This is a genomic window from Photobacterium sp. BZF1 (assembly GCF_014349205.1).
Lineage (GTDB): Bacteria > Pseudomonadota > Gammaproteobacteria > Enterobacterales > Vibrionaceae > Photobacterium.
Window position 1 is genome coordinate 1 of the sequence record NZ_JACSOF010000165.1, and the last position, 14,483, is coordinate 14,483.

Sequence of the window (14,483 nt, forward strand, 5' to 3'; positions counted from 1 at the left end):
GTGGTGGTATTCCTAATCCTCCTTGCGTGATTGATGGTAAGCTCATTCATAAGTATTTGTTAATAACAGAATGCAACGAAATGAAGAAGGAAGCTGCCGACAAGAAGGCTAAGGCTTCCTCAACGTACTAGGTCTCAAGCTCTCTATTTTCTTTTGAGTTACGGGGTCACGTTAGATCCCGTTCTCTTTTCTGGCTAAATTTTGCTTGTACTGACAAGCCTTTCCATTTGAAAGCACTATCTTACTTAAAATAGCTGTACTCTTTACTTTGCTATGGAAACGTTTCCAGTGTGCGGGTTGGCTCACAGTATCTACTGGGTATTTCATTATGATCAGGTGAAATTTCATGCTTAATAGGAAACCATGACAATGGATAAGCAAATCATTCGTCTGAAAGGTCAACAGTCTGAAATGATCGTTGAGGTTGGAGAAGTCGCTGAAGTGATTTACTGGGGAGAAGCATTAGCCGAGCTACCCCAAGGGGCAGATATTGCCTTGAAACGCCCAGTCCCTTATGGCCGGTTAGATAATGATGTGCCTGTTTCATTGCACCCAGAGTTGGCACGGGGACTCTTTGGCAGCCCAGCGCTTGAGGGCCACCGCAATGGGCAACATTGGTCGCCAGCATTTAGCATTACTTCGATTCATCATGAAGAGGGCAGCCTGGTCGTAGAAAGTAACGACCCTATTGCTGGCCTGTCATTAACCGTCCACCTAGAAGTTGATAGCAACGATGTTGTCCAAATCAAGCAGACTCTGACCAATACTGGTGAAGGGGAGTATCAGGTTAACCGCTTGGCCAATACGCTGCCTTTGCCAGAGCGTGCCAATGAGCTTCTCACCTATTATGGCCGTTGGGTAAAAGAGTTCCAGCAAGTACGCCAACCTCTGCTGCAAGGTGGCTACCAGCAAGAGAATCGCCGTGGCCGTACGTCACATGAACATTATCCGGCCTTCATTGCAGGTACCAAAGGATTTGGCGAGTGTGACGGTGATGTCTGGGGCTTCCATTTAGCGTGGAGTGGTAACCACCGTATGCGGGTTGACGTTAAGGCTGACGGGCGTCGGGTTGTTCAGGCCGAGGCGTTGTACCTACCAGGCGAGATGTCACTACAACCAGGTGAAAGTTTGGTCACGCCTGTACTGTATGCCACACATAGTGCCAATGGGCTGAACCGGATGAGTCAGCAGTTCCACGATCATGTACGTGAGTCTATTTTAGCCCCACAAATCAGTGATAAAGCCCGTCCTATCCACCTCAATACGTGGGAGGGGATCTATTTTGATCATGATCCTGATTACATCAAAGAGATGGCGACAGAATCAGCAAAAATGGGTGTTGAGCGCTTTATTATTGATGATGGTTGGTTCAAAGGGCGCAATGGCGACAAAGCGGCTTTGGGTGATTGGTATCTTGATGAAGCCAAGTATCCTAACGGGCTTGAGGGCATCGTAAACCATGTGAACGAATTGGGCATGGAATTCGGATTGTGGTTTGAGCCGGAGATGATTAACAAGGACTCTGATTTATACCGTACTCACCCAGAATGGTTGCTTGCTGTAGATGGGTATGAGCAGCCAACAGGCCGTAATCAGTATGCGATAAATCTACAAAATGATGATGCTTTTGAATACTTATTGGCAAGGCTCGATCACTTTTTATCGACCCTTAATATCGCTTACATCAAGTGGGACATGAACCGTGAGATTGTCCAACCGGGCCATCAGGGCAGGGCTGCAGGTAACAACCAGGTCAAGCGTTACTATGAATTAGTCGAGAAGATCCGTGAGCGCCATCCTGAGGTCGAAATCGAGTCATGTGCTGCTGGTGGCGGCCGGATTGATTACGAGGTGCTTAAGCGCACCCATCGTTTTTGGACGTCAGATAATAACGATGCGTTGGAACGCCAGCAGATCCAGCGCGGTTTTAGTTATTTCTTCCCGCCAGAAGTGATGGGAAGCCATATCGGTGCGCGCCATTGCCACAGTACCCGTCGTACCCATGATATCCGTTTTCGTGGTTTGACAGCATTGTTTGGCCATATGGGTATAGAGCTAGATCCGGTGAAGGAGGGGGCTGAAGAAAAGGCTGGCTTTGAGCGTTATATCAAGCTGCATAAGGAGTTCCGTAGTTTGCTTCATAGCGGCAAATCGGTACGTATCCCGGTTGACGACAGTGATGGCCAGTTAGCCAAGGCGGTGATCAGCCAAGATGGCAATGAGGCATTGGTGATGGTGGCCCAGTTAGCTATGCCGACAAACTCCTTGAGTGGTGCGTTGAGGATCCCTGAACTGGATGCCAGCAAAGTCTATAAGATATCCGTGCTTGATCATCCAGTTAACTTCCATGAAGGCTTGGTGAACCAACAGCCTGCATGGACGAAGCAACCCGTGTCTTTGAGCGGGGAGTGGTGTAAGAAGGCTGGGTTAGCGATGCCTATCCTCGATGCCGAGAGTGCGATTCTAATTAGGTTAATTGCTGAGTAATCCTCGTCAGTAAAATCTAACCGATATAATGGGACCTTATAGGTCCCATTTTTTTATCCTTTTGCAGTATGTCATGTCGCTATTTTTTGCTGCTACGGTGTGTTAAGTGATCAAAATCGCACTTTGGCATTCTATTCACAGAACCCATGGAAACGTTTCCATGGCTGGGGCTTAGATCACAGTTATCCTTCTGTAGATCATTAATATACCTTTTGAGCCCAGAGCTTGACGGAAAAAAAAATTAAATAAATGCTGTACGCACCCTTTTAGTTAGGGAAGGGGTGTGGAACAGACTGAAGGATAAAACATGTCTGACAAAATCACACTACAAACCAAGTTATCATATGGCCTTGGCGCACTCGGTAAAGATTTCGCGTGTGCTCCGATCTACATTTTCTTGATGTTCTACTTCACCGATGTTGCCGGCTTATCTGCTGCCTTTGTGGGTACGATCTTCCTTGCAGCCCGAATTATTGATGCGGTTACTGACCCTATGATGGGGGTGATTGTTGATAACACCCGTTCTAAGTTCGGTAAGTTCCGCCCATGGATTGTCATTGGTACGCTACTTAACGCTATCGTATTGGTTGGCTTGTTCAGTACCCATATGTTTGAAGGCCCAGCCCTGTACCTTTATGCTGCTGCCGCATATATCCTCTGGGGCCTGACTTATACCATTATGGATATCCCATACTGGTCAATGATCCCTGCTCTTTCAAGTGAGCGCCAAGAGCGTGAGAAATTAGTGGTATGGCCGCGTTTGTTTGCAAGCCTTGCATGGTTTATCACGGGTACTTATGGCCTGCACATTGTTGGTGTGCTGGGTGAAGGCAACCAAGGTGACGGCTTCTTCAACGTTGCAATGCTGATTGCTGTTCTGTTCGTGATGAGTGCATTCCTGATTGCCCGTAATGTTAAAGAGAAAGCAGCGCCAGCCAACGCCAAGCCGGCAGAGAAATTTAGCTTCAAAGATGTATTGGTGATTATCGGTAAGAACGACCAACTTAAAGCGTTGATCGGTACCGTACTGTCATTCCAGATTGCTAACCTGCTTGTAGGTGGCTTTGCAATCTACTACTTCTCTTATGCTCTCGGTAACCCTGAATTGTTCCCTGTCTACATGATGGTTGCCGGTGCGGCGGAAGTTGCAGGTGTGTTCTTGTTCCCTCGCATCGCGGCTAAGCTACCTCGTAAGCATCTATGGAAAATGGCATGTGGCTTCCCGATTCTGTCTTGTATTGTCCTGCTTGTGATGGGCGTAATGTTCCCGGGCAACGCATTCCTAATTGGCCTTGCCGGTGCTGCAATCAAGTTCGGTGTGGGTATTGCCAACGCACTTCAGACTGTGATGCTTGCTGATGTGGTTGACTACGGTGAGTACAAAACAGGTCGCCGCAGTGAGAGTGTTATCTTCTCGGTCCAGACCATGCTAGTTAAGTTTGCAGGTGCAGCGGGTGGTTTCATTGTGGGTGTGGGCTTGTCTGTTGTGGGTTATGTACCAAATGTCGAGCAGACGGCTGATACCATTATGGGTCTTCACTTTATGATGGTTGGTCTGCCAGCAATCCTTATGGCTGTGAGTGGTTTTGTTTACCAGCGTTACTACCGCTTGCACGATGGCTTTAATAAAGATGATGTTGAAGCAGATATGGTTGATGCAAAACCTGTTCAGGCTTAAAGCTCATAAGTACAAAGGTTAATCCAGTAAAAGAAACCGCTACCCAAAGGTAGCGGTTTTTTATTTATCTCTTAGTAGTATATGACTAGCCAATCGACACTAAGTAGCCTGAGAACACTCAGCGAGCCCATCATGGTTAGTCTTCTTTCAGTGCTTTAATCGCCGCTTCTAGACCTGCACCATAGGCTTCATCAGCAAGGTAACAGTGCTTAACGTGACGCTCAACAATGAAGTCTGGCACGCCCTGTAGGGCGCCCGCTGTATTGTTTAGTAGTGTCTGGCGCTGCTCTTCGTTCATCAGGCGGAATAGATCGCCACCTTGTGTGAAGTAATCTTCGTCTTCACGGTGATCGTGGTTATCGGCCTGGCCTTTGATGCGCAATGGTGGCTCAGAGTAATCTGGCTGTTCTGCCCACTCTTTGTGGTAGTTAGGTTCATAACCGATAGTCGAACCAAAGTTACCATCTACACGCATCGCACCGTCACGGTGGTAGCTGTGCACTGGGCAACGTGGGGCATTTACCGGGATCTGATGGTGGTTAACACCCAAGCGGTAACGCTGCGCATCGCCGTAAGCAAATAGGCGGCCCTGAAGCATTTTATCAGGAGAGAAACCGATACCAGGAACGATAGCTGCTGGGTTGAATGCCGACTGCTCAACTTCTGCAAAATAGTTCTCTGGGTTTCGGTTTAGTTCGAACTCGCCCACTTCGATCAGTGGGTAGTCTTTCTGTGACCATACTTTGGTTAGGTCAAACGGGTTAAAGTTAACTTCGTCTGCTTCTAGCTCCGGCATGATCTGAACGTACATAGTCCATTTAGGGAAATCACCATTGTCGATAGACTCAAGCAGATCGCGCTGGTGGCTTTCACGGTCTTTACCGATGATTGCTTCCGCTTCTTCGTTAGTCAGGTTCTTGATGCCCTGCTGCGTTTTGAAGTGGAACTTACACCAGAAACGCTCATTGTCAGAGTTGATGAAGCTGAATGTATGAGAGCCGTAGCCGTTCATGTGGCGGTATGTCGCAGGGATACCGCGATCACTCATTACGATTGTTACTTGGTGGAATGCTTCTGGTAGTGACGTCCAGAAATCCCAGTTGTTAACGCCGCTACGCATGTTAGTACGCGGATCACGCTTAACTGCGTGGTTTAGGTCCGGGAATTTTAGCGGGTCACGTAGGAAGAAGACCGGCGTATTGTTACCTACTAGGTCCCAGTTACCTTCTTCTGTGTAGAATTTCAGGGCAAAACCGCGAATATCACGCTCAGCATCAGCAGCACCGCGTTCACCAGCTACCGTAGTGAAGCGACAGAATAGCTCAGTCTTTTTGCCAATCTCGGAGAAAAGCTTAGCGCGGGTGTACTTGGTAATGTCCTTTGTAACAGTAAACGTACCGTAAGCAGCAGAGCCTTTGGCGTGCATGCGGCGCTCAGGAATAACTTCACGGTCAAAGTGAGCCAACTTCTCCAAGAACCAAACATCTTGCAGCAGCTGTGGGCCTCGTGGGCCAGCAGTCATGACATTTTGGTTATGCGCAACTGGACAACCAGCGGCAGTGGTTAATTTTTTGTTCATATACTTTCTCAGTTATTAATATTTTTTAATGGCATTTGAATAGTGATTGCTATTGCCGGGTACATGGCAACTGTACCTAGAGGTTTTTCCAAATACTAGTGATTATCATTTTATGAGAAGTGATTGGAAGGTGTTTAGCGTGCAGCTTGATTTACAGTTTTGGTGAATGTTTTTGGCTTTGTTTTAATCTCAAGGTGAATAGTTGACGAATAATTCGCACAAAAAAATAAGTTAATTATGAATAGGTGAGTTTATTTATGCTGTACATTGCCTGTAATGAAAGGTTTACAAAAGGCGGGGTAAAACGCTGTTTGATATGTTGCTGCCGGGAGGTGGGCTTTGTAGAGGTGCTCGCTTTATGAACGATAAATTGTAAAGAGAAAAAAGTTTGCCGGAGGAAAATATCGTAAATCGTATAATGAGGCAGCTAATACATTGTCAGCTGCCGTCATTAATTGTCAGGCTACACTTCTTTGAGCGTATGATACCCAGCCCAGATTCGTGTCGTTGTTGTTATCCAGCACAGCGTACCGAACACCCAGGCGATAGTCGCGAAGTGAGCAGGGAATAGGCAGAACAGAACAAAACAAGCAATAGTTTCAGTCCCTTCTGTCAAACCACCAATATAGTAAAGTGATTTTTGCTTATACACCGGGCTTTCAATGTTACGTTTGCCAGCCATGATGGCAAAGCTAAGAAAGCTGGAACCGGTACCGATAAATGAGAAAATGAGGAAAGCGCCCGCGACAGCATTGGCTTCTGGGTTGGCTAATACAAAACCGAACGGCACCATAGAATAAAATAGAAAATCCAAGGTGATATCAAGGAATCCGCCACAGTCGGTGATACCTTGCCGGCGAGCGATAGCCCCATCCAGACCGTCGAAGATCCGGTTGATGATAATAAAGCCCAATGCCCAACTGTAAGCCTCCAGTGCCAAGGCGGGTAGGGCAAACAAACCAATCACAAACCCTGCTAATGTGACCTGATTGGCGGTAATGCCGAGCTTATCAGGCAATACAGAAAAGGTAGTGAGCGGCCAGCGGATCACTTTGATCGCATATCTGTCTAGCATGTTGGTTGTTCCTGAACAGCGTTTGTCCAAGGCCAGTTCAATACCCGGCCTTGAGGTGGAATGTCATCATGATCATGGGTAACCATGATCGCGGGGATCTGGCGGCTTTGGATTTGATCAAATACAAACTGGCGGAATTCATTGCGCAAGGCCTTATCAAGCTTACTGAACGCTTCGTCCAGTAGAACGGCTTGAGGTTCTGAAAGCAGCATCCTCATCAAACTTATCCTCGCTCGTTGGCCACCAGATATCTCGTTAGGCTGTTTGCTGGCTAGTTGAAGCAAGCCAATCGTTGTTAAAGTTGTTTCGGCACGTTCTACACGCTCTTTACCTTTGTAGCGGCGTGGAATGCCAAACATGAGGTTTTCCAGCACGCTTAGGTGGGGGAAAAGCAGGTCATCTTGAAACAGCAGACCGATCTTGCGCTGATCGGGCGCCAATGCCATCACACTTGACCCATTGAGGGTTACATCGCCGGAAAAAGAGAAGTCTGTGACAAGATGTCCGGCAATAGCACTTAATAATGTTGATTTCCCGCAACCGCTTGGGCCCATTAAGGTAAAAACTTCGCCAGGGCTGACGTCAAAACTAACCGGTGAGAACAAGGCTTTTTCACCGTGTTGGATTGCTAGGTTTTTCACAGATAAAGTCATCCGTGAGTGTACTCCTTTGATTTATTGGTTATATGAGTGTTTTGTCGCGAATGCTGGCGATAGTGTCGCCAGCGATAGCTCAGGCGATTTGCAACAATAGCCAGAGTAAAGAAAACAAAAGGTAATATGCCCTGCAATAAGCCATATATCGCCATCACCCTGCGATCTTGGCCACTTGCGAGAGCGACAGCCTCGGTGGTGATTGTACTGATGCGTCCTGCCCCCAGCATTTGAGTTGGCAAATATTGTGCGAGACTGACACTGATCCCGATAGCTAGGCCAAATATAATAGCGGGCTGGACTTGGGGGCGCTTGACCCGCCACCAGGTTTGCCACGCGGTTAAGCCAAGACTTCTGCTACATTGGTCAAGCCGACAGTCATAACTGCGCCATGCTCCGTCTAAGGCTAGGTACATATAAGGGAAGACAAATATCAAGTGGCTCCAACTGACCCATAGCCAGTAGTGCTGGCCGGGGAGCATATACGTCACGATTTGGATACCGAACAACAGGGAGAGTTGCGGCGTCACTAACGGAATTGCGATAAGCCAAACAGGAATTGCGCGCTGGTATTTTTGGCGGTATTCAAGGCATGCAATGACTAAAAGCAAAGCGACCGTGCTGGACACAATGGCCAGTGATAGGCTGGTGCCCATTAGATCGGTCACAGTTGGCAGTTCTTGTTGCCAGAATCGGTCACTGTACCGGCTCGGTAACAAATCAGGGAAACGCCACCGCTGGGCAAAAGACCAGACGACCAGAAGCGGGACGATCATAATAGGAATAATGATGAATGGGCTGTATAACGCCAGGTGACGCCTAGGTTTCTGCTGGTTTCGTTTAGCTTCTTTGGCGCCTTTGGTTATCCATCCTCGCTGGTGTTTGAAGCTCAACCATTCGATGAGCCTGATAAGACCAAGACTGGCAGCCGTAATGAACAGTAACAGGCATGCACCCGCAGCAGCACGGGGAAGAAGTTGAAGGTCGGGATCGTTAAACCATTGCCATACAAGGACTGACAAGGTTGAGGGGCGTGTCGGGCCCAAAATCAATGCAATATCGACGACAGATAAGCCATAAGCCGCAACGGCAAACAGGGAGAGGCGCAATTTGGGCAACCACTGTGGCAGGATGACTTTCCGCCACGTTTCAAAATGGCTGTAGCCCAAGCTAGCAGATACCTTACTGAGTTGCTCTACATTGAGTTGCTTTAGAATAGGGATACTCATGATCAGCAGGAAGGGTGTTTCCTTTATGGCGAGTGCCAACATCAGGCCAATCCCGAAATTATCTTGAGTCAGGTTGTTTTGGATAAGGCTTATACCCGCCATATCCGATATGCCCAGTGTGTCGATTAGCCTGAAAACCCAACCGGTGGGAGAAAATAGCAACGCAAAACCAATAGCAAAGGCAACATGCGGCATTGCTAGCATGGGGGAAAGAGTACGTTCTAGTTTTTGCCAGCGCGCGGTTCCCCAATAGCGCTTTAGGATGGTATAGGTGAAAAAAAGCGCGAGTAGGGTGCTGCCAAGCCCTGTAGACAAGCTTAAGGCTATTGATGAAGTCAGGTTCGGCCAGATGGCAACATCATAGAATGCCGAAAGGCTGACATTATCAATGCCTAATGTCGGGATGTAAGACAGCGAAGGGAGTAGCAGCCCGACAATGCCCGGCAATAGGGGCAAAAAACAAAGAATAAGGGCAAAAATAAAAAATAGATGAATCATAAATTACTCATTGGGTGGGAGCGGGCTCCCACCCTTTAGGCCTAGCCTTTTAATTTTAGCTGCCGTAGCGCTTTTGCCATTCTAGTTCAATGGCGGTCAACCAACTTGGGTGTGGCTCAGGAATTGACTTGTACAACGAAAAGCCTTGCGCGCCACTGTTAGTTAGGGATTCGGGTTTAAGTACAGATGGGTCCCCCCATATTTTGGCATCAGCCTTACGCGCTTGTGCTTCTGGGCTCATCAGGAAATTGATGGTGACCAGAGCCCCCGCTTTAGCCTGCGCATTCCATGGAATGGCTAAAAAGTGAATGTTGGACAGTGCACCTTGTTCAAAGGCATAGGTTTGGGCCGTATCAACCAAGTTGCCATTCTCTATTGCGGCATTGGCAGCATTAGGGTTAAACGTTATCGCCAACAGTAACTGCTGATCATCAAGCAACTGGATGGTTTCACTGGTCCCCGACGGGAAGCGCTTACCCTGCTGCCAAGCGACAGGGTGGAGCTGGTCGAGGTATTGCCACAATGGTGCTGTTACCTGTTCAAAACGCTGACGTTCTGTTTGGCTGTCTATAGCTGTGTAGAGTGAATCAGGTTCATTGGTCAGCTCCAGCAAAGCGGCTTTGAGAAAGCTGCTGCCGTGAAACTCTGGGGGCTGTGGATAGCTCACCTTGCCAGGGAAGGCTTTTGCCAGGCTCAAAAGCTCGGCGAAATTCTTTGGTGGGTTGTTCAGGGTTTCTTTGTCATGGATAAAGACCAATTGACCGACACCCCATGGGGCTTCAAGGCCCGCTGTTGGTTCGGTGAAGTCTTCATCGATCGGTAGGCGAGTATCAACATACTGCCAATTGGGTAGTTGTTGGGTGAATGGTCCATGTAGCAGGTTGCTTTGCTTCATCGAACGGAAGTTTTCGCCATTGATCCAAACCAGATCAACACTGCCGCCTTGGTTTTTACCAGCCGCTTTTTCTGCCAGCAAACGCTGGGTGGTCTCAGCTATGTCAGCGACTTTAACGTGTTTGAGGCTGACACCATACTGGGCTTGCAGTTGACGACCTGCCCAGCGAAGGTAGTCATTAATCTCTTGGCTGCCCCCCCAAGCATTGAAGTAGACAGTTTGTCCATCAGCCTGTTCAACGATGTCATCCCAGTTCTGCTCTGGGGAGGAAGCCGCTTGTGCCGTGCCAAGGCCAGAGGCCAGCGCAAGCGCCAGCCCCAGGAGTGTTTTTTTCATGATCCTAATTTTCATCCCTATTTTTCGCTCAGCGCACCTTCATTGCTGCGCTTTGGTGATGTTTCAACAGTGTCTATTTCAACGCTACTTTCTGCTACAGACTGTTGCTCGCTAGCTGCTGTTTGCTCATCTTTGCGCATCCAGCCATGGTATTTTTCAACCAAAGTGAGTAGTCCTTGTGGAGCATTAGCCTGCTTCCATACCCCAGCCGTGTACTTCGCAGCTTCACTCATGGTTGGGTAAGGGTGCACGGTACCGAGGATTTTATTCAGACCTAGGCCGTGGCGCATCGCAAGGGTAAATTCAGCAAGCAACTCGCCGGCATTATGACCAACAATGGTCGCCCCAAGGATTTTATCCTTACCTTTTGGTGTGATCACTTTGATAAAGCCATGATCTTCCCCATCGGTAATAGCACGGTCCAAGTCATCAATTCCGTAGGTAACAATATCAAAATCAATACCTTGTTGCTTGGCTTCTTTTTCATTGATACCGACACGGGCCACTTCTGGTGAGGTATATGTTGCTGCTGGCAAGACTGAATAATCAGCTTTGAATTTCTTGAATTGACCGAATAGCCCATTGACGGCGGCATACCATGCTTGGTGGGCAGCGGCATGGGTCAATTGGAATGGACCGGCAACATCGCCAACGGCAAAGATGTTCGGGTACTTAGTTTGAAGGTATTCATTAACTTCCACCGTACCACGATCAGAGGTTGTAATACCCAGTTTCTCAAGGCCGAAGCCTTGCACATTGGCAACTCGTCCAAGGGCGAGCATGACGGCGTCAAACTCAATAGTCAGTGATTCACCGTTCGCAGTTTCCAGCAAGACGCGCTGTTGTTCGTTACCATTCTCGTCAGAAATAGATTCGAATTTAACAGCTTTATGGCCAGTTTTAATGTCCACACCATCTTGCTCAAGGCTCGATTTCACCAAGTCAGCCGCATCACTATCTTCCCGAATAAGGAGCTGATCCGCCATTTCGACCAGGGTGACATCGCTACCCAGGCGCTGGAAGCTTTGTGCTAACTCACAGCCGATAGGACCACCACCGAGAACCAGTAGTCGCTTAGGCTGTTCTGTCAAAGACCAAATAGAGTCAGAAGTCAGGTAGTTAACCTTATCCAAGCCGGGGATACCAGGTACCAGAGGTCGGGCACCGGTTGCAATCACAATATTACGGGTTGTAATACGCTCTCCGTTTACCTCTACTTCCCATGGCGACAGAATAGTTGCTTCACCTGAAACACAGTTTACACCCAGTTTGCTGTAGCGCTCGACGCTGTCATGGGGTTCGATTTTACCAATTACGTTGTGGACACGCTGCATGACCTTGGCAAAATCCACCTTGGCTTCACCGGTCTCAATACCAAAATCTTTGGCACGGGTGATCTCAGCCATGGTATGGGCGGCACGGATAATGGCTTTTGAAGGGACACAGCCGGTGTTTAGGCAGTCACCACCCATTTTATGGCGTTCAATCAGGGTCACTTTGGCTTTAACTGCGGCTGCAATGTAAGCGCTGACCAAACCACCGGCGCCAGCACCGATCACCACCATATTTTGGTCAAAATGGTTTGGTTTCTCCCAATCCGCGTAAACGCGGCGCTTGTTGATAATTTGCATGATGGCTTTTGCGACAAGCGGGAAAACCCCCAACAGAGCCAAGGATACCAAGACAGGAGCGGAAATAATGCCGCTGAGGGTATCGATCTGGCCGAGTTGAGTACCGGCGTTGATATAAACGGCGGTGCCTGCAAGCATACCCAACTGGCTAACCAGATAGAACATACGTGTAGAGATCGGAGTCAAGCCCATCAGCAAGTTAACGATGAAAAACGGAAAGACCGGGATCAAACGTAGTGTGAATAGGTAGAAGGCCCCGTCTTTTTCTATGCCTCGGTTGATCGCTGACAGGCGGTGACCGAACTTCGCTTGTACCCAGTCGCGAAGGATAAAGCGGCTGAATAGAAAGGCGAGGGTAGCACCAATCGTGCTGGCAAAGGAAACCAGTAACAGGCTCCACCAAAATCCGAATAAGGCGGCACCAAGCAAGGTCATGATTGCAGCACCTGGCAAAGACAGGGCTGTGACAACAATGTACAGGACAAAGTAGACCATGCTTGATAGGAAAGGTTTGGCATGGATGGTGTCAGTCAGTGCGATCTGCTGTGCCTTGGCTTGTTCGAGGGTAAAGTATTGGCCAAGATCAAACGCAAACCAAACAGCAATCAGGGATACAACAATACTGATCACCAGCAGTTTTTTTCTGTCCATAATTTGCTCCTTATTTGTCCGTATGAGTAGGGGCATCAGTGGATTGCTGCTCACCGGGCTGGATCGGAAGTGAACAGAAACCTTGCTCAGGTACATCAAGTGCAGTGTTAAATTTTGCCGACAGGTTCTGGAAAGCGACCAGTGCGGTTAAATCAACAATAGCATCTTCATCAAACCATTGTTTTAAATCTGAAAGCATTTCGTCGGTCACGCGCTGGCCAGTAATCGTCATCGCTTCAACATAGCCCAAAACCGCTTGCTCTTGTTGATCGAAAAGTTCGCTGTGCTGCCAGTTGGCGAGTGCTTTGATTTTCTCGACAGAATCGCAGCGCTCAGCAAGCTTCATACCGTTGGCATCAACACAGAATGCACAGTCATTTAGCTGGGAAACCCTGACGCAAACCAGCGAACGAAGCACTGGGCTTAACGGGGATGAGCGACGATCCAAATAACCAAAGAATCCGGCAACAAGCCAAAACAGCGTAGGGCGTCGACCCCACAACTTAGCGGGATTCAGAACTTTGCCGTAGTGTCGCTTTTGTAGCCATAGCAGTGGCTTGATAAATAGTGAGTAGTTTTCTTTGGCGGAAATGCGCACGGTGACCCCTTGTCTCTTTGTTATGCTACTGTGAGCTTATCAGGATAGCGACGGTAATTATTACCGAAATTATCAGATAGTTATGAGACAAAGACCCTACTAGGAAGCAAATTATTTCACTGTGGGCAGAAAAAAGTGGTTAGTTGACCGATATTTGTACAGCTTGTGGTTTTGACTGAGTGATCACCTTATCAGAGGTGAGTTCAGTGAGCACAATATAGCCGCAGGCCATCAGAGGGACAAAGGCAAGCAGCATAGTTTTGCCAATATGGTAATTACGGTACCAGTACTTGCGTGCCCTGATTTTCAGCAGCAGGCCCCAAAACAATAAAAACGCATTTAAGCTAGCGATAGAAACCAGCAAGTTGTGAAGTGACTGATAGGTGGTGATGTTATTCTGTACAAGAATAAAAGCGACGAGGGGAGGAAGCAGGCTAAACAAAACAAGTAAGCGCATAATTCGCGGCCACTTGCCAAACTTATCCTTGAACATTTGATCGCTCTGTCCTGGAAAAGGTTTGGAACAGTTCATAATTACCCCCTGGTGCTATTTTGAAACATATTTTACAAGCGTGAGTTTGCAATAAAAGGGTGTTGAGCGATTTATAAACAGTGTTGTGAGATAATTCAATATTTAACGAAAATTGACAAAAAGTTGTCAATGGGATGATTGATTATTGACACTTATCATTGACGGAATAAATATAAAAAAGAGACCTTAAAGGCCTCTTTATATATGCACTTTGTTTTGCTAGCTTAATTTCGCTAGTAGCTCGGAGCGTCTATCTTTAGGAATAACCGACCAGTGCTGGCCGCTGATAGCCCCCTCTAGCGCCCATAACAAATCAATGCTGACTGTGCCTTGGTGGGTATCTTGCAATGCTTTAAAGGCATTGATAGAGCCTGCTTCCATTAATTCGTCCACAGTGAAAATGCCTGCTTTCTTAAGCATTCTTTCATTTGCTAGCCGAAGGTTTGGTAGGTCTTTTATTCGATCTGGTGATGCTTTTTCTTTTGTTTCTTTATCAACTTTCGCAGCATCGAGAGAACGAGTAGCCTGCTCAATGATCTTTCTTGTGTCATTCCACCATTCATCAGGAATCGCGTAATGTTTTGTTACAACCGGAAAGCCACGTTTTTTATATATGTACGGTTTAAGCCCTGCCTTTTTAT

Annotated in this window: 11 protein-coding genes; 2 read left to right on the forward strand and 9 right to left on the reverse strand. The window is 47.7% G+C overall.

Features of this window, described 5'->3' with window-relative positions:
- The first annotated feature begins 363 nt into the window (after nucleotides 1–363).
- Both BIZ37_RS25735 and melB read left to right on the forward strand, forming a co-directional pair.
- Nucleotides 364–2,487 carry an alpha-galactosidase gene (locus BIZ37_RS25735; protein ID WP_187463942.1) on the forward strand — a complete coding sequence of 708 codons (2,124 nt, stop codon included), beginning with the start codon at nucleotides 364–366 and terminating at the stop codon, nucleotides 2,485–2,487.
- Nucleotides 2,488–2,794: 307 nt separating this feature from the next.
- Nucleotides 2,795–4,165, forward strand: coding sequence for a melibiose:sodium transporter MelB (gene melB / locus BIZ37_RS25740; protein ID WP_187463943.1), 1,371 nt, complete (start codon nucleotides 2,795–2,797; stop codon nucleotides 4,163–4,165).
- Nucleotides 4,166–4,301: 136 nt separating this feature from the next.
- Here the strand turns inward: melB and BIZ37_RS25745 are convergent, their stop codons facing one another.
- From BIZ37_RS25745 to BIZ37_RS25785, 9 genes are all read right to left on the reverse strand, one after another.
- Nucleotides 4,302–5,744 (reverse strand): catalase, encoded by a 1,443-nt coding sequence (locus BIZ37_RS25745; protein WP_187463944.1) that lies wholly within the window; start codon nucleotides 5,742–5,744, stop codon nucleotides 4,302–4,304.
- 463 nt (nucleotides 5,745–6,207) lie between these two features.
- On the reverse strand, nucleotides 6,208–6,819 hold the full coding sequence (locus BIZ37_RS25750) for a CDP-alcohol phosphatidyltransferase family protein (RefSeq protein ID WP_187463945.1): 612 nt from the start codon (nucleotides 6,817–6,819) through the stop codon (nucleotides 6,208–6,210).
- Complete coding sequence (locus tag BIZ37_RS25755; protein WP_187463946.1) at nucleotides 6,813–7,472, reverse strand: ATP-binding cassette domain-containing protein; 660 nt, start codon at nucleotides 7,470–7,472, stop codon at nucleotides 6,813–6,815. Before BIZ37_RS25755 ends, BIZ37_RS25750 begins: the two co-directional genes overlap by 7 nt.
- A complete protein-coding gene (locus BIZ37_RS25760) occupies nucleotides 7,469–9,199 on the reverse strand; it encodes an ABC transporter permease (RefSeq protein WP_187463947.1) in 1,731 nt (576 codons plus the stop codon). The genes BIZ37_RS25755 and BIZ37_RS25760 overlap by 4 nt, the downstream gene beginning before the upstream one ends.
- A 55-nt stretch (nucleotides 9,200–9,254) precedes the next feature.
- Nucleotides 9,255–10,430, reverse strand: a complete 1,176-nt coding sequence (locus BIZ37_RS25765) for an ABC transporter substrate-binding protein (RefSeq protein ID WP_187463948.1) — start codon at nucleotides 10,428–10,430, stop codon at nucleotides 9,255–9,257.
- Nucleotides 10,431–10,447: 17 nt separating this feature from the next.
- A complete protein-coding gene (lpdA, locus tag BIZ37_RS25770) occupies nucleotides 10,448–12,712 on the reverse strand; it encodes a dihydrolipoyl dehydrogenase (RefSeq protein WP_187463949.1) in 2,265 nt (754 codons plus the stop codon).
- Nucleotides 12,713–12,722: 10 nt separating this feature from the next.
- Complete coding sequence (locus BIZ37_RS25775; RefSeq protein ID WP_107298416.1) at nucleotides 12,723–13,310, reverse strand: carboxymuconolactone decarboxylase family protein; 588 nt, start codon at nucleotides 13,308–13,310, stop codon at nucleotides 12,723–12,725.
- A gap of 139 nt (nucleotides 13,311–13,449) precedes the next feature.
- On the reverse strand, nucleotides 13,450–13,842 hold the full coding sequence (locus BIZ37_RS25780) for a DUF3624 family protein (protein WP_237156948.1): 393 nt from the start codon (nucleotides 13,840–13,842) through the stop codon (nucleotides 13,450–13,452).
- Nucleotides 13,843–14,061: 219 nt separating this feature from the next.
- The coding region (locus tag BIZ37_RS25785; protein ID WP_187463950.1) for a TfoX/Sxy family DNA transformation protein at nucleotides 14,062–14,483 on the reverse strand (422 nt) is incomplete at its 5' end.